17 protein-coding genes are annotated in these 20,695 nt (G+C 71.8%); 8 read left to right on the top strand and 9 right to left on the bottom strand.

Annotated elements, in window-relative coordinates:
- Nucleotides 1-79: 79 nt before the first annotated feature.
- From ACIP93_RS12795 to ACIP93_RS12815, 5 genes are all read right to left on the bottom strand, one after another.
- Nucleotides 80-1,030, bottom strand: coding sequence for an amidohydrolase family protein (locus ACIP93_RS12795; RefSeq protein ID WP_345224324.1), 951 nt, complete (start codon nucleotides 1,028-1,030; stop codon nucleotides 80-82).
- A 116-nt stretch (nucleotides 1,031-1,146) separates the two neighbouring features.
- A complete protein-coding gene (locus ACIP93_RS12800) occupies nucleotides 1,147-3,423 on the bottom strand; it encodes a molybdopterin cofactor-binding domain-containing protein (RefSeq protein WP_401757884.1) in 2,277 nt (758 codons plus the stop codon).
- A gap of 118 nt (nucleotides 3,424-3,541) precedes the next feature.
- Entirely contained in the window at nucleotides 3,542-4,285 is a 744-nt protein-coding gene (locus ACIP93_RS12805) for a GntR family transcriptional regulator (protein WP_345224329.1), read from the bottom strand.
- 53 nt (nucleotides 4,286-4,338) lie between these two features.
- Nucleotides 4,339-5,805, bottom strand: a complete 1,467-nt coding sequence (locus tag ACIP93_RS12810; protein WP_345224332.1) for a nucleobase:cation symporter-2 family protein — start codon at nucleotides 5,803-5,805, stop codon at nucleotides 4,339-4,341.
- 188 nt (nucleotides 5,806-5,993) lie between these two features.
- Nucleotides 5,994-7,424, bottom strand: a complete 1,431-nt coding sequence (locus tag ACIP93_RS12815) for an amidohydrolase family protein (RefSeq protein ID WP_401757887.1) — start codon at nucleotides 7,422-7,424, stop codon at nucleotides 5,994-5,996.
- A gap of 233 nt (nucleotides 7,425-7,657) precedes the next feature.
- On the opposite strand from ACIP93_RS12815, the gene ACIP93_RS12820 reads away from it, so the two are divergent.
- Nucleotides 7,658-8,068, top strand: coding sequence for a hypothetical protein (locus ACIP93_RS12820; RefSeq protein ID WP_401757889.1), 411 nt, complete (start codon nucleotides 7,658-7,660; stop codon nucleotides 8,066-8,068).
- Here ACIP93_RS12820 and ACIP93_RS12825 read toward each other — a convergent pair.
- Nucleotides 8,046-8,744, bottom strand: a complete 699-nt coding sequence (locus tag ACIP93_RS12825; protein ID WP_345224338.1) for a FadR/GntR family transcriptional regulator — start codon at nucleotides 8,742-8,744, stop codon at nucleotides 8,046-8,048. The genes ACIP93_RS12820 and ACIP93_RS12825 overlap by 23 nt on opposite strands.
- 151 nt (nucleotides 8,745-8,895) lie before the next feature.
- On the opposite strand from ACIP93_RS12825, the gene ACIP93_RS12830 reads away from it, so the two are divergent.
- The 4 genes from ACIP93_RS12830 to ACIP93_RS12845 all read left to right on the top strand — a co-directional run bounded on the left by ACIP93_RS12830 (nucleotide 8,896) and on the right by ACIP93_RS12845 (nucleotide 11,386).
- Entirely contained in the window at nucleotides 8,896-10,227 is a 1,332-nt protein-coding gene (locus ACIP93_RS12830; protein ID WP_345224340.1) for an MFS transporter, read from the top strand.
- 64 nt (nucleotides 10,228-10,291) lie between these two features.
- Complete coding sequence (locus ACIP93_RS12835; protein WP_268253607.1) at nucleotides 10,292-10,408, top strand: SGM_5486 family transporter-associated protein; 117 nt, start codon at nucleotides 10,292-10,294, stop codon at nucleotides 10,406-10,408.
- A gap of 171 nt (nucleotides 10,409-10,579) precedes the next feature.
- Nucleotides 10,580-10,795, top strand: coding sequence for a hypothetical protein (locus ACIP93_RS12840; RefSeq protein ID WP_345224345.1), 216 nt, complete (start codon nucleotides 10,580-10,582; stop codon nucleotides 10,793-10,795).
- A gap of 72 nt (nucleotides 10,796-10,867) precedes the next feature.
- A complete protein-coding gene (locus tag ACIP93_RS12845; RefSeq protein WP_345224348.1) occupies nucleotides 10,868-11,386 on the top strand; it encodes a histidine phosphatase family protein in 519 nt (172 codons plus the stop codon).
- Nucleotides 11,387-11,450: 64 nt separating this feature from the next.
- On the opposite strand, the gene serB is transcribed toward ACIP93_RS12845, so the two are convergent.
- On the bottom strand, nucleotides 11,451-12,665 hold the full coding sequence (gene serB, locus ACIP93_RS12850) for a phosphoserine phosphatase SerB (RefSeq protein WP_345224350.1): 1,215 nt from the start codon (nucleotides 12,663-12,665) through the stop codon (nucleotides 11,451-11,453).
- 109 nt (nucleotides 12,666-12,774) lie between these two features.
- Nucleotides 12,775-14,313, bottom strand: a complete 1,539-nt coding sequence (locus ACIP93_RS12855; protein WP_401757893.1) for a streptophobe family protein — start codon at nucleotides 14,311-14,313, stop codon at nucleotides 12,775-12,777.
- Between the two features lie 315 nt (nucleotides 14,314-14,628).
- Here ACIP93_RS12855 and ACIP93_RS12860 point away from each other — a divergent pair, with 315 nt between their 5' ends.
- Nucleotides 14,629-17,283: an FHA domain-containing protein gene (locus tag ACIP93_RS12860; RefSeq protein WP_401757895.1), complete on the top strand. Its 2,655-nt coding sequence runs from the start codon at nucleotides 14,629-14,631 to the stop codon at nucleotides 17,281-17,283.
- 77 nt (nucleotides 17,284-17,360) lie between these two features.
- Here the strand turns inward: ACIP93_RS12860 and ACIP93_RS12865 are convergent, their stop codons facing one another.
- Nucleotides 17,361-18,029: a transglycosylase SLT domain-containing protein gene (locus tag ACIP93_RS12865; RefSeq protein WP_401757897.1), complete on the bottom strand. Its 669-nt coding sequence runs from the start codon at nucleotides 18,027-18,029 to the stop codon at nucleotides 17,361-17,363.
- 690 nt (nucleotides 18,030-18,719) lie between these two features.
- On the opposite strand from ACIP93_RS12865, the gene ACIP93_RS12870 reads away from it, so the two are divergent.
- On the top strand, nucleotides 18,720-19,883 hold the full coding sequence (locus ACIP93_RS12870) for a GAF domain-containing sensor histidine kinase (RefSeq protein WP_401757899.1): 1,164 nt from the start codon (nucleotides 18,720-18,722) through the stop codon (nucleotides 19,881-19,883).
- The gene (locus tag ACIP93_RS12875; protein ID WP_401757901.1) at nucleotides 19,876-20,550 is read left to right on the top strand and encodes a response regulator; all 675 of its coding nucleotides are present in this window, start codon (nucleotides 19,876-19,878) and stop codon (nucleotides 20,548-20,550) included. The genes ACIP93_RS12870 and ACIP93_RS12875 overlap by 8 nt, the downstream gene beginning before the upstream one ends.
- Nucleotides 20,551-20,695: the final 145 nt, after the last annotated feature.

A 20,695-nucleotide genomic window follows, 5' to 3' on the forward strand; every position in this document is an offset into this window, starting at 1 on the left:
GTGTACCGACCGGGAGGGCCGTACGGAGAAGGGGCGGCCCCGAGCCTCCCGAGCATCGGAGCCGCCCCGGTCCTCGGAGCTACGGACGCATCTCCGCCGCCGACTTGGCCGACGGGTTCTCCAGCGTCGCGAACGAGCTCTTCAGGCGCAGTTGCGCCTCCTCCACGTTCCGCGGCGGCGGCGTCGGGTCGATGCCCAGCAGCTTGGCCACGTTGTTGCCGAGGTACCCCTCCAGGTGCTCCTCGGAGAGGTTCATGCCCTGCGGCGGCGGGCCCATCAGGACCTCCAGCTCACGGGCCCACATGCCGGGCTCGTTGGGCGGCGAGTCGGTGCCGAAGACCAACTGGTGCTTCTCCATCTGCTGCGCGAACTCCACGATGCGCGACTGGAGGAGCCAGCCGGACTCGCCGTACACGTTCGGCGAGTCGAGGATCATGTAGAGCGCCTCGAAGCAGTACACGCCACCCGTCTGCACACCGAAGTGGCCGAGGATGAAGTTGACGTTCGGGAACTCGCGGATGATCGGGTAGAACTGCGTCGGGATCGAGTACGGCCCGTCGCCCGTGTGGATCAGCACGAGGATGCCCAGCTCGTCGCAGACCTTCAGTACCGGGCGCAGCCAGTCCAGGGCACGGTCGGGACGGTAGGCGTGCATGTTGGCATGCAGCTTCACCATCTTGTAGCCGTATTCCTTGACGTGGTGCCGCAGCTCCGCCGCGCCGTTCTCCGGCCCGAAGCGCGGGTTGTACATGAAGTTGCCGATGAAGCGGTCCGGGTACGTCGTCACCAGGTGCGTGATGTACGCCATGTAGTCCCGGATGCCTTCGCGCCCACCGCGCATCCCGTCCTGCCACACCGAGTTGCCCGGCGGGGGCATGATGCAGCCCATGTCGATCCGGCGCGGCTTCCCGTTGATCATGTAGGGGCCGTCCATCATCTCCAGGGTGCGCTCGCCGGTGAACGGCGTGCCGTCGTGCCTCCATGCCTGGTCGACGATGTTGGTGGGGTGCATGTGGGTGTCGATGATCAAGGTGCTGTTCCTTCCCTGCTGGTTCTGGCCGTACGTGGAGCTGTGTGTGGACCGTGGTGAACCGTTCGGGGACCCAGGGCAGGGCCCGCCTCACCTCCTCTCGTCTTCGTCGGGTGTCAGGACCGCACCGGGTCGGTGGAGTCGTCGGTGTCGGTGGAGCCGCCGGTGCCGGTGAAGTCGTCGGGCCGCACCGGCACCCGGCCCAGCTCCAGGCCCGTTGCGTCGCGCAGGGCGTTCGCGATGGCCGGCGTGGAGGAGAGGGTCGGCGGCTCGCCCACCCCGTTCAGCCCGTACGGCGAGTCGGGGTGCGGCAGTTCGAGGAGGTCGATGGGCACGGACGGCATGTCCGCGATGGTGGGGATGAGGTAGTCGGTGAAGGAGGGGTTGCGCACCGTGCCGTCCTTCACGTGCAGCTCCTCCATCAGGGCCAGTCCCAGGCCCTGGGCGCTGCCGCCCTCGATCTGCCCCTCCACGGCGAGCGGGTTCATCGCCCTGCCGACGTCCTGGGCGGTCGCGAGCTCCACGACCTTCACCAGGCCGAGCTCGGTGTCCACCTCCACCACCGCGCGGTGCGCGGCGAACGCGAAGGCGATGTGCGCCTGCCCCTGCCCGCGCTCCGGGTCCACGGGATACGTACGCCGGTGGGAGTACTCGTACTCCTCCTCCAACGGCCCGTGTACGACCAGGATTTGGGTGAGATCTCCGTCACCGCCCAGCTCGGTGATCCGCTCCTTGAGGGCCTTGCACGCGCCCTGCACCGCACCGCCGCTCATCCAGCTGATGCGCGAGGCGGAGGAGGAGCCGGCGTCGCCGACCTGGGTGTCGGCGGGCAGCACCGTCACCTGCTGGACGCCGAGTTCGGTCCGTACGATCTGGGCCTGGAGGGTGACGATGCCCTGACCGCACTCCGCCGCCGAGGTGTGCACCTGTGCCACTGGCTCGCCGTCCGCGAGGGACAGCCTCACCCGGGCCACCGACCGGTCGTCGACGCCGCCGGAGAACCCGATCGCCTTGACCCCGATCGCGTACCCGACACCGCGCTTGACGCCCTCGCCACGGGTGGTGTTGTTCAGGCCGCCGGGGAGGCCGAAGGCGCCGTCGCCGGGCGGGGGAAGCGGCCGGTCGCGCAATCGCTCCAGAAGCTCCGCCGCCGGGGCCGGGCCGTCGACCTCCTGCCCGGTCGGCAGCATCGTGCCGGTCGTCATGGCGTTGCGGATGCGCAGCTCGACCGGCTCGATGTCCAGGGCGCGGGCCAGCTTGTCGAGGTTGGACTCCACGCCGTAACAGGACTGGACCGCGCCGAAGCCGCGCATCGCGCCGCAGGGCGGGTTGTTGGTGTAGACGGAGTAGCCGTCGATCTCCACGTGCGGGACCTCGTAGGCGCCGGCCGCGAAGTAGGAGCCGTTGGCGATGACGACCTGCGAGGTGGAGGTGTACGCGCCGCCGTCGAAGATCATCCGAGCCTTGACGTAGACGATCTTCCCGTCGCGCGTCGCCCCGTGCTCGAACCACATCTTCGCCGGGTGGCGGTGCACGTGGCCGAAGAAGGACTCCTCGCGGTTGTAGCTCATCTTCACCGGCCGCCCGGTGTGCAGCGCCAGCATCGCCGAGTGGATCTGCACGGAGACGTCCTCGCGGCCGCCGAAGGCGCCGCCCACACCGGACATCGTCAGCCGGACCTTCTCCGGCGGGAGTCCGAGCGCCGAGCACATCTGGTGCTGGTCGTCGTACAGCCACTGCGTCGAGACGTAGACATCGACGCCGCCGTCCTCGGCGGGTATCGCCAGCCCCGACTCCGGGCCCAGGAACGCCTGGTCCTGCATGCCCACGTCGTACGTCCCCGACACGACCACCTCGGCGAGGCGCTCGGCCTGAGCCATGTCGCCGTGCCGGATGCGGACATGGCGTACGACATTGCCCAACTCGTCCTTGCCGTCCACCCGTTGGGCGTGGACCCGGGGGCCCTCGCCGCTGACCGCCTGCTCGGAGTCGGTCAGCGGGGTGCGTATCCCGTACTCGACCTCGATGAGCCGCAGCGCCCGGCGCGCGGTCTCCGGGTGGTCGGCGGCTACCAGGGCCACCGGCTCGCCCTGGTAGCGCACCTCGTCCTTGGCCAGGACCGGCTGGTCGGCGACCTTCATGCCGTACAGCGGATGCCCGGGGACGTCCTCGTGGGTGAGCACCGCGACGACGCCGGGGAGCCCGAGGGCCCTGCTCGCGTCGAAGCGCAGGATGCGGGCGGAGGGGTGCGGGCTGCGCAGGGTCGCGCCCCACACCATGTCGTCCGCGTGCAGGTCGGAGGAGTACGCGAAGTCCCCCTTGACCTTCAGCCGGCCGTCGGGCCGCCGGACGCTCTCGCCCACCCCGTTCCGGATTCCGGTAGCGGTGCTCACGATCGGTCACTTCCCTTCCTCGGCGAGGGGCTGGGTGGTGCGATGTGGTGCGTGCGGTGCTTCGCGCGGTTCCTTCGTGCGGTACGGAAGTGCCGGTAGGGGCGTGCCGGGACGGGCGTCACGCCACCGGGTGGATGCCCGGGCCCCGGGGGTCGTCCTGGTCGGGGCCGGCGGCCACCGCCTGGGAGAGCCGGATGCGCAGCCGTCTGATGTGCTCCCGGGCGGCCAGCTCCGCCGCGTCCGGGTCGCCGGCCGTCATCGCCTCGAAGATCCGGCGGTGCTCGGCCACGGCGAGCCGGGGGGCCTCCGGGCTGCGCCACAGCGAGTGCAGCGCCAGGTGGGCCTTGCCCTGGATGGTGTCCAGGGCCGAGGTCAGGTGGGTGTTCCCGGCGACCTCGCGGATCAGACTGTGGTACGCCATGTCCATCTCGATGTGCGCGGTCTCGTCGTAGTCCGAGGTGACCACGCGCTCGTGGCGCTCCAGCAGCTCGCGCAGCTCGCCGACCTTGGTGGCGTCGAGCCGCTCGGTGGCCAGGCGCGCCGCCAGCCCCTCCATGACCTCGCGGACCACGTACAACTGGCGTACGTCCTCCAGGTCGACGGTGGAGACCACGGCGCCCCGGTGCGGGACGTGGGAGGCGAGCCCGTCGTGGATGAGCCGCTGCACGGCCTCCCGGACGGGGCTGCGGCTGATGCCCATCTGGGTGGCGAGCGCCGGCACGGACAGGGCGTCGCCCGGGCGCAGGCGGTTCGCCAGGACGGCGGCCTTGAGCTCGTCGTACGCGCGGTCCGCCAGCAGACTCCCGGCCGCGACCGGATTCACAGTGTGCTGCACGGCCTGCTGTGCTTTGTCGGTCGCCATCCTCGCCTCCCCGTCCCTCTTCGCCGTGATCGCGTGAGCTGTGTCCTCAGGAACTACACGGTGTCGGCTTCGGCCTGCTTCGGCACCGGTGCCGCCGTGTGCACTTCATGTTGCATGTAATGTTCCGGCGGGTCAACGGGTTCCGCCTCCTTCTTGCGGCTCCCCGGCAGCCGCAAATGGTGGAAGAACAGGTTCAACAGGACAGCCGTGAGGGTGCCCAGGATGATTCCGCTCTCGAAGAGCGCATGCAGTTGCCGGGTCGGCATCTGCTCCGCGAACTGCGGGAAGGCCGTCGGCAGGAAGCCGATGCCCAGGCTGGCGGCCACCAGGATGGTGTTCCGCTGGTCCGTGAGGTCCGCCTGGAGCAGGATCTGGATGCCGACGACGCCGATCGTCGCGAAGAGCACGATGGTGGCGCCGCCCAGCACGGACGCCGGCATCGAGGCCACGACCGCGCCGATCTTGGGCACCATGCCGAAGAGGATCATGATCACGCCGGCCGACGCGATGATCCACCGGCTCTTGACGCGGGTGAGCCGGATCAGCCCGATGTTCTGCGAATAGACGGTGCTGGGGAAGGAGTTGAGCACCCCGGCGACCGCCGTGGCCAGCCCGTCCGCCCGCAGCGCCCGGGTGACGCCCTTGCCGTCCACGTCCCGGCCGACGATCTCGCCGACCGCGAAGAACTGGCCGATGGACTCCACCGCCACGATGATCATCACCATGAAGACGGCCAGGATCGCGATGGTGTCGAACTCGACGCCGTAGTGCAGCGGCGCGGCCATGCCGAACCAGGAGGCGTCCCCGATCCTGGAGAAGTCCGTCCTGCCCAGGACCGCGGCGACCGTCGTCCCGACGACCAGCCCCGCCAGCACGGCGACGGTGGCCATGAAGCCGCGCGAGAACTTGTACAGCAGCAGGATCACCACGAACGTCACCGCCGCCATCCCGAGCTGGGCCGGCGACCCGAAGGTCTTCGCACTCGGGTCGCCGCCGCCCACCTGCCGCGCGGCCACCGCGAGCAGGGTGATCCCGACGATCGTCACGATGGTGCCGGTGACCAGCGGCGGGAAGAACCTCACCAGCCTGCTGAAGACCGGCGCGATCACGAACAGGGCGAGCCCCGCCGCGATCACCGCCCCCAGCACGGTCGGCATCCCGGCCTTCGCCCCGCCGGCCGCCAGCCCCACCGAGACCAGCGAGGGCACCGCCGTGGTCGAGGTGCCCTGCACGATCGGCAGTCTGATGCCCACCCCCTTGAAGCCCACCGCCTGCATGAGCGTGGCGATGCCGCAGGTCAGCAGGGACGCGTTGACCAGCATCCCGATGTCCTTGTCCGGCAGGCCGACTCCCTGCGCGACCAGCAGCGGCATGACGACCGCGCCGGCGTAGAAGGCGAGTACGTGCTGCAACCCGTAGACGGCGAGCCGCCAGGCGGACGGCACTGCCTCCACCGGATCGGCCGACTGGTCGTCCGTCCACTCCTGTTTCGAAGAGCCCTGTGCTGTGGTGCGGGACATTGTGCGTTCTCCCTCCACCTGCCGCCCGTGACGGCAGGGGTCCTTGTATGCGCACGTACGGTGGCCGCGGACGGGCAGCCGTGGGTCCTGCGATGTCTCGGGAGGCTCGTGGTGCTCGGGAGGTCCGTGGGGCCCGGGAGGAAGCCGGTGGAGGTGCGGGGAGTTCTTTCGGGAGGCGCGGCAGGACTTCAGTGCCGCCAGGCGCCGCGCAGCGCGTCGAACCCGGCCCGCGACACCAGCCGTTCGGCCCGCTCCTGCGCCTCGGCCAGCAGCGCGGTCTCGTCCACGAGGGTGCAGCGGCCCTCCTCGTACACCACCCGGCCGTCGACGATCGTCAGCTCGACGTCGCTGCCGCGCGCGGAGTAGACGAGGGTGGCGACCGTGCGGTGCACGGGGCGCAGGTGCGGCCGGTCCAGGCCGACGACCACGACGTCGGCCGGGGCGCCCACGGAGAGCGTGCCGGTGCCGGTGCCCGCGTACGAGCCGCCCTCGCGGGTGGCCAGTTCCAGGGCCTCCTCGCAGCGCGCGGCGGCCGGGTCGAGGTGGTGCTGGCGCTGGCCGAAGAGGGTCTGCTTCATCACCTCGAACATGTCCTGGCGGTGCCCGGCGCTCGGCCCGTCGGTGCCCAGCGACACCACCGCGCCCGCGTCCCGCAGCTCGCGCAGCCGCATCACCCCGGAGGCGAGATAGGCGTTGGAGGTGGGGTTGTGCGAGATTCCGGCCCGGCGTTCGCCGACGTGCTTGACCTCGGCGTCGTCCAGCCAGATCGCGTGCGCCAGGGTGGCCCGCTCGTCCAGCAGGCCCTCCCTGGCCAGCCACTCCACCGGCCGCACCCCGTACGCCTCCAGATAGCTCGCCGGGTCCTTGGCCCCCTCCGAGCAGTGCGTGTGCCAGCGGGTCCCGAACTCGGCGGCCAGCTCCACCGCCCCCCGGACCAGGTCCTGGTCGACGTAACTGAGGTTGAGCGGCGCGGGCCAGACCTCCACCATCGAGGTGCGCGGCGGCCTGCGCCGCATGCAGTCCCGCGTGATGTCCAGCTCCTCCTGCGTGGAGTACCGGTACAGCGCGTCCGGCAGTCCCCGCCGGGCCGCCACCTCGGTCCTGCGCCCCAGCATTCCGCGGGCGACCGCGCCGCGCAGTCCCACCGCCTCCACGGCGCGGGCCACGGCGAGCACGGTGTCCGGGTCGGTCGGCGCGTAGTGGTTGTCGATCACGGTGGTGATGCCCGAGCGCAGCGCCTCCACCGCCCCCAGGGTGGCCGCCACCCGGGCGTCCTCGGGGTCGACGGCTATCGAGTACGGCCACATGAACTCGCACAGCCACGGCCAGATCGACAGGCCCTCGCCCATGCCCCTGGCCAGCGCCTGGAAGAGGTGCGAGTGCCCGTCGACGAAACCGGGCAGCACCGCCCGGCCCCGGCAGTCGACGGTGCGCGCCGCCTCCCACTGGGCGTCGATCTCGGCGGCCGGGCCGACCGCCACGACCCGGTTGCCCGCGATCGCCACCGAACCCGGCTCGTGGACCGACCGCCGTCCGTCGACGGTCACCACCCGCCCGCCCGACAGCAGGAGGTCGCACCGCAGGGGGCGGGAGACATCAGGGATGTGCCTGGGCTGCATGGAGGTCCTCCCGGAAGGGTTCACGACATGCTCAATGTTGCATGTAACATATTCAGGCCAATCGGCCTGTCAACCCTCCTCGACGGAACGTGCTCGTCAGAGCCCCCTCAAGTCGAAAACCGCGTGAAGTCGTCGCAGACTGAGCTGACCGGGACAAACCGGACCCGGTTCTGTGCGTACGTCGTACACGTCCGGGGACACGCGTCCCATGTGCACGGGGGAGGAGGTGGCGGATGCCGGCACACCGCGGAAGAGCCGTCGCACTCGTCCTGCCCTCCCTGCTCCTGGCCGCGGGCGCCGGCACGGCAGCCGTCCACACCGCGCCCCCCGGCGGCCGGGCGCCGGCGGCGCACGCCGCCCCCGCCGCCCCCGACCGCTTCGGAGCCGTCTGCCGCACCGCCGTCGAACGGACCAAGGCGGTCGCGTACTGCCACAACCCCTACCCGGACACCGACCTCGTCCGGCTGCACACCGAGTGCGCGCACTGGTGGGACCTCGACGGCGACAGCGCCCCGGTGGAGGTCGGCCCGGCCCAGACCGTACGGCTGAGCAGCCGGTGCTGGAAGGAGGTCGGCAGCGCCTGGGTCACCCACGAACGCGCCCCCGAGCCGCCCCCGCCCCTCACCGGGGCGCGCTCCCGGTGACCCGGCCCCGGTCGGCCAGGCACTTCAGCGAGTAGCCCGCCGCCTCGGCCGCCGCGCGCTCCGCGTCGCCCGCCCGGATCGCCTCGATCAGCCGTGCGTGGTCCATGTGGTCCTCGGGCCGCAGCTCGTGCCCGATGTCGTCGCGCAGCCAGTGCCGCAGCAGGTCGCCGAGGTCCGCGTACAGCCCGATCAGCACGTCGTTGTGCGAGGCCGCCACCACCGCCAGGTGCAGGGAGGCGTCCGCCGTGACGAACTGTTCGGCGTCGCCCGAGGCCCAGGCCCGCTCGCGCCGCGCGAGCAGCGCGTCCAGTTGCCGTACGTCCTTGTCGGTACGGCGCTGCGCCGCCAGGCGGCCGGCCGAGGACTCCAGCGTGGAGCGCAGCTCGGCGATGTGCAGCGGATCGGCGTCCGCGAACCGGCGGTGCATCACCCCCGCCAGTTCGCTCGTCGCCACGACGTACGTGCCCGAGCCCTGCCGGATGTCGAGCAGGCCGTTGTGCGCGAGCGCGCGCACCGCCTCGCGGACGGTGTTGCGCGCCACCCCGAGCTGCTCGACCAGTTCGGGTTCGGTCGGAATGCGTGACCCCACGGGCCACTCACCCGAGGTGATCTGGTTGCGCAGGGCGGTGATCACCTGGTCGGAGAGTGCGGAACGCCGGGGAGAGGTCAGCGTCATGGTGCTCCTTGTTCGGGGCGGGACGGTACGGGGCGGTTCGGAACGGGACAGGGCGGTACGGGGTGGGGCGGACCGGTCGGGGACGGTGCGGGCTTCGCACCCGTGGCCGCGATTGGACAACCAATCATCCCATGATTCTATGATGGACCTCATGCCAGTCGATGAAACCCGGACCATGCACCCCGAGCCCCGCACCGCACCCCAGCCCCGCACCGCCCCGGACGCGCGACGCGAGACGCCCCCGTACGCCGGGTGGCTCGTGCGGCTCATGGTCGTCGGCCTGGTGCTCGCCGCGCTGAACCTGCGCCCCGCCATCACCAGCCTCGGCCCCCTCCTCGAAGAGGTCCGCACGGGGCTCGGGATGAGCGGCGCCGTCGCCGGACTGCTCACCTCCGTACCGTCGCTCTGCTTCGCGGTGTTCGGCATCACGGCCCCGCGCCTGGCCCGCCGCTTCGGCCCCGCCTCCATCGTCTGCGCGGGCATGACGGCGATAGCCGCCGGTCTCTTCCTGCGGCCCTTCCTCGGCGGCACCCCGGGCTTCGTGGCGGCGAGCGCGCTCGCCCTCGTCGGCATCGCCGTGTCCAACATCCTGCTGCCTGCCATCGTCAAGCAGTGGTTCCCCGACCGGGTCTCCACCATGACCGGCCTGTACTCGATGGCCCTGGCGGTCGGCACCTCGCTGGCCGCCCTGTCCACCGTCCCGCTCACCAAGGCGCTCGGCGGGAGCTGGCAGACCGGCCTCGCCGTCTGGGGCGTCCTCGCCGCGCTCGCGCTCTGCGTCTGGCTGCCGCTGGCGGTCAAGCACGGCCGCGACCGCCGGGCCGCCACCGCCGCGGCCGAGGCGGAGACCCCCGGGGTGGAGGCGCAGGAGTCCGCCGCCGCGGTCCCCGCCCCCGGCCTGCGCATGGTCACGTCCCGCACCGCCTGGGCGCTGGCCTGCTTCTTCGGCCTCCAGGCCACGGCCGCGTACATCACGATGGGCTGGATGCCGCAGATCTTCCGCGACGCCGGCATCTCCGCCGGGACCTCCGGCATGCTCCTCGCGCTCACCATGGCGATGGGCATCCCGCTGGCCTTCGTCATCCCGCGCGTCGCGACCCGGCTCCCGCGACAGGGCCCGGTCGTCCTCTTCCTCGGCCTCTGCGGCCTTTCCGGCTACGCGGGCCTCTACCTCGCCCCGGCCGGCGGCGCCTGGGCCTGGGCACTGCTGCTCGGCGTCTCCAACTGCGCCTTCCCGCTCGCGCTCACCATGATCGGCCTGCGCGCCAAGAGCCACCAGGGCGTGGTCAAGCTCTCCGCCTTCGCGCAGAGCATCGGCTACCTGATCTCCATACCGGGCCCGCTGCTCATCGGCGTGCTGCACGACGCCAGCGGCGGCTGGGGCCTGCCGATCGCGCTGATGGCGGCGCTGATGGTGCCGCAGATGGTGGCCGGCGTCCTCGCGGGCCGCAACCGCACGGTCGAGCAGGAACTGGCCGCCTGACCCGGGGCCGGGGGAGCCGACCCGGAAGCCGGGGGAGTGGGTGAGGAGTGCGAGACTGGGTGCCATGCCCGTACTCGACCCGAATCCCCGCAACGGCCAGAAGAAGCTGCTCGCCGTCCTCGGCGCCATGCTCCTCGTCACGGTGATCATCGCGGTCATCGCCACGATCGCCTCCCCCTGAGGACCCGCTTCCCGACGGCTCCTGCCGGGGATGGTGGGGTTGTCCCCACCGTCCCCTAGGGGGCTGGACTCAGGGTCGAGTGGGGAGTCCACCGGATGGGCGGCGGGGCCCGCGCTCCGTAGTTTTGAGGCATCCACCGGGTTCCCGCCCGCAGACCTCACGGAGGCGGCCATGTCGGCCCCAGCTCACCACCCCGCCCGCACCGCACGCCGGACCCCCGCCGGGGGCCGCCTGCCGTGGTGGTCCGTCGTCCTCCCGGCGCTCTCCTTCGCCCTGCTCCTCGCCCTGCTGACCGGCCCCGGCCAGGCGCACGCGTCGCCCGCCGCGCAGGACGGTCCCGGCATCGCGTACCTGGTGACCCTGCTCCTGGACGTACTGCCGCTCTGACCGGTCACCCGTGGTGGGGGACGGTGTCAACACCCCGGGCCCCGACACGGGTTTCGTGCGAAGCTGGGGTGCATGAGCGTCGACACACCCCGCAGGATCGTCCTTCTCCGGCACGCCAAAGCCGACTGGCCGCAGGTGTCCGACCACGAGCGGCCGCTCGCCGACCGGGGCCGCCGGGACGCCGCCACCGCAGGCCGCAAGCTCGCCGACACGGGCCTCACCTTCGACCTGGCCCTGTGCTCCACCGCCGCCAGGACCCGTGAGACCTGGAAGCTGGCCGTGCAGGAACTGGGTCACCGGCCGAAGACCGTCTACGAGGACCGGCTCTACGAAGCCTCCCCGGGCGAGATCGTCGCCGTCCTCAACGAGACCCCCGACGACGTCACGAACCTGCTGGTCATCGGCCACAACCCGGGCATGCACGCGGTCGCCGACGGACTCGCCGGCCAGTCCGACCCGGACGCGCTGGCCAAGCTGACCAGGGGCGGCTTCCCCACCGCGACGTACGCGGTCCTGGAATTCACCGGCCCGTGGAAGTCCGTGGAGCTCGGCACGGCCAGGCTGACCGACTACTGGGCCCCGCACGACTGATCAGGCGTGCACGGCAGGGGGCGCCGGCGGCGGAACCGCTGCCGGCGCCCCCGCGCCGCACCCCTCAGTGCTCGTGCTCCGCGTCCCCGTCCGCGGCCTCGACCTCTTCACGGGTGATGCCCAGCAGATACAGCACGGTGTCCAGGAACGGCACGTTCACCGCCGTGTCGGCGGCCTGCCGCACCACCGGCTTGGCGTTGAACGCCACGCCGAGACCCGCCGCGTTGAGCATGTCGAGGTCGTTCGCGCCGTCCCCGATCGCCACGGTCTGGTCCAGCGGGACCCCCGCCTCGGCGGCGAACCGGCGCAGCAGCCGCGCCTTGCCCGCCCGGTCCACGACCTCCCCGACGACCCGCCCGGTCAGCTTCCCGCCGACGATCTCCAGGGTGTTCGCCTGCGCGAAGTCCAGCGAAAGATCGTCCTTCAGCGCATCCGTGACCTGGGTGAACCCCCCGGAGACGACGCCCACTTGGTACCCGAGCCGCTTCAGCGTCCGTACGAGCGTCCGCGCCCCCGGTGTCATCCGCACCTCGGCCCTGACCTTCTCCACGACCCCCGCGTCGAGCCCCTCCAGCAACGCCACCCGCGCGTGCAGGGACTGCTCGAAGTCCAGCTCCCCGCGCATCGCCTGCTCGGTGACGGCGGCCACCTCCGCCTCGCACCCGGCGTGCGCCGCGAACAGCTCGATGACCTCGTCCTGGATGAGCGTCGAGTCGACGTCCATCACCACCAGACGCTGCGCCCGCCGGTGCAGGCCCGCGGACACGACCGCGACGTCCACCCCGATCCCCGCCGCCTCCAGCGCGAGCGCGGTCCTCAGCGGCTCGGTCTCCACCCCCGACACGGCGAACTCCACGGCGGTGACCGGGTACTTGGCCAACCGGAAGATGCGGTCGATGTTCCCGCCCGTGTCCGTGATCCTGGCCGCTATGGCCGCCGTCGACTCCGCCGTCAACGGATGCCCGAGCACGGTGACGTGCGAACGGCCGCTGCCCCGCGGCCGGTTGTCGCCCACACCCGAGATGATCTCGGCCTGGAGCCGCAGCGACTCCGCCCAGCTGTGCACGGTCGCCCGCAGCTCACCGGCGGCGGCCACGGTCGGCTCGGTGACGAGCACGCACAGCACGATGCGGCCACGGGTGACGACCTGCTCGATGTCGACGACGTCGACGGAGTAGGCGGCGAGGGTGTCGAAGAGCCCGGCGGTGATCCCGGGCCGGTCCTTCCCGAAGATCTTGACGAGAAGGGTGGGGACGTCATTGTTCGGCAGTGCGCTCATGGTCCCCCCACCGTATCCGGCCCCCGCCCCCCGTCCCCCACCCGTCTTACCTCCCGGACAGCCTCCCCGGGCACGCGTCAGGGGGCGCGGGGTACCGCGCGGCCGGCCCCTACTTCCGCCCCCTCCCGGGAACCCCCGGCGGCGGGCCCTCCTCCGGAGGCGGCGGCGCAGCCGCACCCGCCCGCCCCGGCGTCCCCGGCCCGACCCGCCCCGCGTCGCCCACCTCCCGCACCGGCCGCAGATACGGATTCGTACCGTCCGCCGCACCCTCCGACCCGTACGACGGCGACGGCCGGTACGGCCCCGGCACGTACGCCAGATCCGGATACGTCCGATCCCCTTCCCCGTCCGGCAGCGCCAACCGCGCCGCCCGCGACCCCTCCGCGCCCGCCGCACACGCCAGCAGCGCCCCCGTCGTCCCCGCCGCGGCCCCCCACCCCACACCCAGCAGCAGCGCCAGCGGCACGTTCCCGCTCAGCACGAGCCCCGCCCCGATCGCGTCGAACCCCAGCACCGACACCGAAGCGTCCGCCGACACCCCCGCCCACCACACCAGCAGCGGCAGCCCCAGCCCGGTCACCGTCCCGAGCGCCACCGCGCACTGCCCGGCGTACCCCGGCCGCGACAGGTCCTCCCGCGGGGTCCGCACCGCGGCCAGCACACCGGCGTACAGCATCATCACGAGCACCGCGACGACCAGCAGCCACACCCGCCCGTCCAGCTCCGCGAGCCGTCCCACCGACAGCGGCCGCTCGTCGCCGCCCGACAGCAGCGCGTCGACCGGCGACGGCAGCACCTCCACCAGTGCCCCCGTCGCCCGCCCCTGCCACGGCACGAACAACCCCAGCGGCAACGCCAGCCACACCCCGTTCGGCGCTCCCAGCAGCGCGGCGCCCAGCACCCGCCCCGGCCGCTCGTCCCCGACCGCGGCGTACACGGCGGCCGCGAGACCGGCGGCCACCGCCATCACCAGCACCGCCACCAGTGCCGACGAGGCCGGCCGCAGGACCCGGTGCACCGCGTCCCACCCCCGGGGCAGCGGGGTCCCTCGGGACGCCAGCAGCGCGATCGCCAGCACCCCCGCCGCCCACCCCGCACCGCTCACCAGCGATGTCCCCGTATCGACGGAGAAACCGACCGTGGCCTTCGCGTCGACGAGATCGGAGATCCGGTCCGGAAGCAGTCCGCCGAGCTCGCCCGGGAGCCGGTCCGCGATGCCGCCAGGAAGATCGTTCCCGGGAACGCGGTCGAGTCCGAGCCCGGCGCCGTCAATCGTGATGACGTCGTGACCCGCCCAGGCGAGACCACCCAGCGTGACGAGGAACAACACCAGCACCGACACCGCCCGCACGGCCAGTTCGGTGCCGGGAATCTCCCGCCCCGCGCTCCTGAGCGAGCGCAGGAAGAAGAATCCGAGCAACAGCGCCCCGACCAGACCCACCCCAAGTGGCGCAATATCGACGGCCGTCCGCGCCGCGGCCCCCTCCAGACCGAAGGCCGAGACGTTCCCGGTCGGCGTGACGGAACCGCCCACCGCCAGGACGACGAGCGCGGCCGTCATCGACCGCAGCGACCCCGCGGCGTCCGCCCCGAGCAGATGCAGACCGAGCGCCGCGGTGCCCGCCATTCCGACCAAAGCCCAGCTCACAGCGGCAATGGAGGCGAGAAGAACATCGCCCCAGCGCATTCCGACCCGACCGTTCCCGCCCATCAGACCACCCGATCCGTACCGGTAAGTCCTCTTCGCCCGGCTCCTGCATGATCCGTGCGCAGACGTACGGACTCATGGCCGCTTACCACTCTCCGGTGGTGTTTCTGCCGAGTCAACGGGCGTGCGACGGCCGCCCGCACCCCCTTTTCACATGGCCCGACTTTCGTATTCGAGCCCGGGCCTGAAATAGTTCCCCCCGATGTTCACCATCCCTAGACTCCCGGTGACGGGCGTAACTACGGGGGACAACTAGTGGGGCATGGAGTGCCGGAACTCGTACTGGAATTGAATGGAAGGGCCTGGACTCTCGACTCGTCCAGGTCGTACACCCTGGGGCGGGACCCCCAGGGGGACGTGGTCGTGGACGACGCCAGGGTCTCCTGGCGGCACGCCACGATCAGCTGGGGCGGCCGTAGCTGGGTGATCGAAGACCACGGCAGCACCAACGGCACGTACGTGCAGGGCCAGCGCATCCACCAGATGGAGATCGGCCCCGGCTCCGCCGTGCACCTGGGCAACGCCACCGACGGCCCGCAGCTCGTCCTGTCCGGCCCGGGCGGCGGGGGCGGCGGCTCCGCGCAGCAGCCGCACGGCCCGCAGGGCGGCCCCGGCGGCCAGCAGGTGCCGAGCTGGCAGCAGCCGCCCGCCCAGCACCAGTTCCACCAGCCCCCGCAGGGCCACCACCAGCCTCCGCAGGGGCACCAGCCCCCGCAGCACCAGGGGGCCCGGCAGCCGAGCTGGCAGCAGCAGCCCGCGCAGGGCCAGGCGGCCCCCGGGCACCACCAGCCCCCGGGCACCCCGCAGAGCACCCAGCCGCCGTACCAGCAGAACAAGCCCCAGGCGTCCGCGCAGGGCAGCCGGCCCGACGGTGCCGCGGGGGCGCCGCCGGTCTACGGCGACCGCAGCCCGACCACGTTCCACCAGATGGCACTCGGCCGCGTCATGCGCATCGGCCGCGCCCTGGAGAACGAGCTGGTCGTCTCCGACCTCCAGGTCTCGCGCCTGCACGCGGAGTTCCACGCGACGCCCGACGGCCGCATGGAGATCCGCGACCTCGGCTCGCACAACGGCACGTACATCAACGGCCAGCCGATGCCGAAGTCCGGCACGGCCCTGCTCGGCCCCAACGACATCGTCGGCGTCGGCCACTCCACCTTCCGTGTCGTCGGCGACCGCCTCGAAGAGTTCGTCGACACCGGCGAGGTCTCCTTCTCGGCCCGCCACCTGACCGTCACGGTCGACGGCGGCAAGGACATCCTCAAGGACGTCTCCTTCGGCGTCCCCGAGAAGTCCCTCATCGCGGTCATCGGCCCCTCGGGCTCCGGGAAGTCGACCCTCCTCAAGGCGCTCACCGGCTACCGGCCCGCCAACAAGGGCGACGTCCTCTACGACAACCGCAACCTCTACAAGCAGTTCGCCGAGCTGCGCCAGCGCATCGGACTGGTCCCGCAGGACGACATCCTGCACAAGGAACTGACCGTCAAGAAGGCCCTCAAGTACGCCGCCAAGCTGCGCTTCCCCGCGGACACCTCCGAGGCGGAGCGCCAGCAGCGGATCGACGAGGTCCTCGGCGAGCTCAAGCTGGACATCCACAAGGAGAAGAAGGTCACCTCCCTCTCCGGCGGCCAGCGCAAGCGCGTCTCGGTCGCTTTGGAGCTCCTGACCAAGCCCTCCCTGATCTTCCTCGACGAGCCGACCTCGGGCCTCGACCCGGGCATGGACCGCGACGTCATGCAGTTGCTGCGCGGCCTCGCCGACGACGGCCGCACGGTCCTGGTCGTCACCCACTCCGTCGCCGAGCTCGCCATCTGCGACAAGCTCCTGGTGATGGCCCCCGGCGGCTCCGTCGCCTACTTCGGCCCCCCGGAGGAAGCCCTCAACTTCTTCGGCTACAGCACCTGGGCCGACGTCTTCTCCGCCTTCGAGAACTACCGCGACTACGACTGGGCCGGCCGCTGGCGCGGCTCGCAGCACTACCAGATGTACGCCGCGGACATCGACGCGGTCGCCGCCAGCCCGGTGCACATGCCGCCGGCGCAGCAGATGCGCCCGCCGAAGCCGCAGGGCTGGGGCGCCCAGTTGATGACGCTGATCCGGCGGTACGTCTCCGTCATCGCGTCCGACAAGGGCTTCATGGGCCTGATGGTGATCCTGCCCGCCGTCCTCGGCCTGGTCAGCGTCGTCATCCCGGCCGACTTCGGGCTCGGCCCGCCCAAGCCGCCGTCCCGGTTCAACGGCGACGCGGGAACGATCATGCTGATCCTCGCGGTCGGCATGTGCTTCTCCGGCGCCGCGAACTCGGTCCGCGAGCTGATCAAGGAACGGGTCATCTACGAGCGCGAGCGGGCCACCGGCCTGTCCCGCTCCGCGTACCTGATGTCCAAGGTCATCGTCCTCGGCGTGATCACCGCGTTCCAGGGCGTCATCATCTGCGCGATCGGCTTCTCCACCCGGGAACTCCCGAAGGAGGGCCTGATCATGCCGCCCGCGGTGGAGATCTGCCTCGCCGTCATCGCGCTCGGCTTCACCTCGATGATGTTCGGCCTGGTCATCTCCTCGCTGGTGAAGACCTCCGAGAAGACGATGCCGCTCCTCGTGATGTTCGCGATCGTGCAGGTCGTCTTCACCGGCATCCTCTTCCAGGTCTACGGCCAGATCGGCCTGGAGCAGTTCGCCTGGCTGATGCCCTCGCGCTGGGCCATCGCCGCCGCCGGCACCACGCTGGACCTGGCGCACCTGATGCCGCCGTGGGACCAGAAGAACCCCACCAACTTCGACCCGCTGTGGGAGCGCACCGTCTCCCAGTGGGGCATCAACATGGCGGTTCTGCTGGCCCTCGGCCTGATCTGCGGCTTCGTGGTCGCGCGCCTGCTGCGGCGCCACGAGCCCGAGGTCATGCGCAAGTGACCCGCTAGCCGACGGTACGGAAAAAAGGGCGGCCCCCGGAATGATCCGGGGGCCGCCCTTCCGCACGTCCAGAGGACTCAGTAGGCGCCGTTGACGTTGTCGATGGAGCCGTAGCGCGCCGCCGCGTAGTTGGCCGCGGCCACGATGTTGGAGACCGGGTGGTAGATGTCGTGCGGGGTGCCCGACACGTGGTACGCGTTGAACGTCGGCTGGATGACCTGGAGCAGGCCGATCGACGGCGTGCCGTTGCGCGCGTTGATGTCCCAGCCGTTCTTGGCGCGGGGGTTGCCGGTGGACTCGCGCATGATGTTGCGGTGCAGCCCGTTGTACGAGCCGGGGATGCCCTTCGCCTTCATGACGGCGAGCGCCTCCCGGATCCAGCCGTTCAGGTTGTTCGCGTAGACCGGCTTGCGCGCGGCGGTACGGCTCGCGGCCGTCTTCTGCCCGGCGCGCTTCTTCGCCTGGGCGTCGGCCTTGGTCTTCGCGGCGGCCTTCTCCCGGGCGGCCCGGTCCTTGACCCGCTTGTCGGCCGCGGCGTGCTGCTCGACGACCTTCGCCTGCATCTGGCCGGTGCCCTGGGGAGCGACCATCGCGACCGAGGCCATGCCGTGCGCCCCGGTCTCGGTGGCGCCGCCGCCGGGCAGGAGGGTCAGGGCGAGGGAGGCGGCGCCGAGAGCGGCGACACCGGTGATCGAGGCCCGGTGGGACCTGGTCAGACGGCGGCCATGGCCAGAGGCGGAGGACATACAGACGTACCTCTCGGAGGGGACGGGGAGTGCCGCGGACTCCGCGACGGCTGCAATTGTTAGCGCCCGCAAAATCCCCGCGCAAAGACCCCCTGTACGACCCCCGATAGTGGGACGGCCCTCCCGCGGGACCGTCCCGGCCCCCCACACTCCCCGCTCACACCCCCTTTACGCCGCCACTACGCCCCTTCGTAAGTGACTTGCGTCCTATGCCCGGCCTCACATCGACCACGTAACAACCTCACCCCACGTAACTCCCGCAAAGCCCTCCGTGACCCCCTCCACTCCGCTTCCCACCCCCTGAACCCCCTCGCGCACCGCAGCCCCCTCCACCTCCACCCCTTGACCGCCATAGCGACCCCTTGGCCCCCGCCCCCTTGGGCCTCGTAGCCGCCCTGCCACTCCAGCCCCCTTGGGCGTCGGGGCCGCCCCGAGGGGGCGAGGGGGGTGCCCCCTGCTCGAGCGAAGCCGAGAGCTTGGGGGAGGGCGGGCAAGGGGGCGGCCCCTTCCGCTCCCGGCCCACCCGGGTGCCCCCTTCCCCGAGCCCCACCGCGCTCCCGCCCGACAAGGCCCCACGCACCCGCCCGCCCCGGGCCACCCCCCTACCCCCCAAGACCTAGTCCCTCCGACCTCCCCCTCTCACCCCCAGGCCCGATACACCCCCATCCCCCCACCGGTACGGTGACCGACATGACCCCCGGCCGCCCCCTCGCACCCCCCGGTGGCCTCGCCGCCATCAGCTCCGCCCTCCTCGCCATGAGCCGCCACCTCGAAGTACGCGACGTCCTCAAGACGATCGTGGCCTCCGCCCGCGACCTCCTGGACGCCGAGTACGCCGCCCTCGGCGTCCCCGACGACCACGGCGGCTTCGCCCAGTTCGTCGTCGACGGCGTCAGCGACGAGCGGTGGAAGGCCATCGGCCCGCTGCCCCGCCAGCACGGCATCCTCGCCGCGATGCTGCACGGCAACGCCACCGAGCGTCTCGCCGACGTCCGCGAGGACCCCCGCTTCGAGGGCTGGCCGGACGCCCACCCCGACATGTCCGACTTCCTGGGCCTCCCCATCCGCGACGGCGACGAGGTCATCGGCGCCCTCTTCCTCGCCAACAAGCGCTGCCCGGGACCCAAGCCCGGCGGCTGCGGCTTCACCCCAGCCGACGAGGAACTCCTCACGCTCCTCGCCCAGCACGCCGCCATCGCGCTCACCAACGCCCGCCTCTACGAGCGCAGCCGCGAGCTCACCATCGCCGAGGAACGCTCCCGCCTCGCCCACGAACTCCACGACGCGGTCAGCCAGAAGCTCTTCTCGCTGCGCCTCACCGCCCAGGCCGCCGCCGCCCTCGTCGACCGCGACCCGGCCCGCGCCAAGGACGAGCTGCACCAGGTCGCCGCCCTCGCCGCCGAGGCCGCCGACGAACTGCGCGCCGCCGTCGTCGAACTGCGTCCCGCGGGCCTCGACGAGGACGGCCTGGTCGCCACCCTGCGCACCCAGGTGCAGGTCATGGACCGCGCCCACACCGCCCGTGTCGTCTTCGACAGCCGCGGCGTACGCGCTCTGCCCGCCGCCCAGGAGGAGGCCCTGCTCCGCGTCGCCCAGGAGGCCCTGCACAACGCCCTGCGCCACTCCGGCGCCTCCCGCGTCGACGTCGTACTCGAAAAACGTACGGCCGACCGCACCCGCCTCACCGTCACCGACGACGGCCGCGGCTTCGACCCCGCCGGAGTCCGCCGGGCCGGCCGCCACCTCGGGCTGGTCTCGATGCGCGACCGGGCGAGCGGCGTCGGCGGCACCCTGACCGTGCACTCGGAGCCCGGCAAGGGCACCACGATCACCCTGGAGGTCCCCGGTGCCTGAGCCCGGCCCGAGCAGCCCGTCCACGACGAAACCGAAGATCCGCGTCCTGCTCGTCGACGACCACCAGGTCGTCCGCCGCGGCCTGCGCACCTTCCTCGAGATCCAGGACGACATAGAGGTCGTCGGCGAGGCGGGCGACGGCGCCGAGGGCGTCGCCCAGGCGGAGTCCCTGCGCCCCGACGTCGTCCTGATGGACATCAAGATGCCCGGCGCCGACGGCATCGAGGCCCTGCGCAGGCTGCGCGAACTCGCCAACCCCGCCAAGGTCCTGATCGTCACCAGCTTCACCGAGCAGCGCACCGTCGTCCCCGCACTGCGCGCCGGAGCCTCCGGTTACGTCTACAAGGACGTCGACCCCGACGCCCTCGCCGGCGCCATCCGCTCCGTCCACGCCGGACACGTCCTCCTCCAGCCCGAGGTCGCCGGCGCCCTGCTCGCCCAGGACGACCCGCAGCACGGCCAGGGCCGCGGCAGCTCCCTCACCGAACGCGAACGCGAGGTCCTCGCCCTCATCGCCGACGGCCGCTCCAACCGCGAGATCGCCCGCGCCCTCGTCCTCTCCGAGAAGACCGTCAAGACCCACGTCTCGAACATCCTGATGAAACTGGACCTCGCCGACCGCACCCAGGCCGCGCTCTACGCGGTCAGGCACGGTCTGACCGACTGACCCGCCGCCTTCCGGACCGTCGTCCTCCGGTCTCAAATTCATACGGTCGTGTATACGTAACCCGTTCGGCGCAACCCGACCGCCGCGACGGCGTTCTCCACGGTGTGCTGCGGCGGCCCTGCCGCGGCCACCGCGAGGAGGAACC

The organism is Streptomyces sp. NPDC088745 (assembly GCF_044751045.1).
GTDB classification, from domain to species: domain Bacteria; phylum Actinomycetota; class Actinomycetes; order Streptomycetales; family Streptomycetaceae; genus Streptomyces; species Streptomyces cremeus.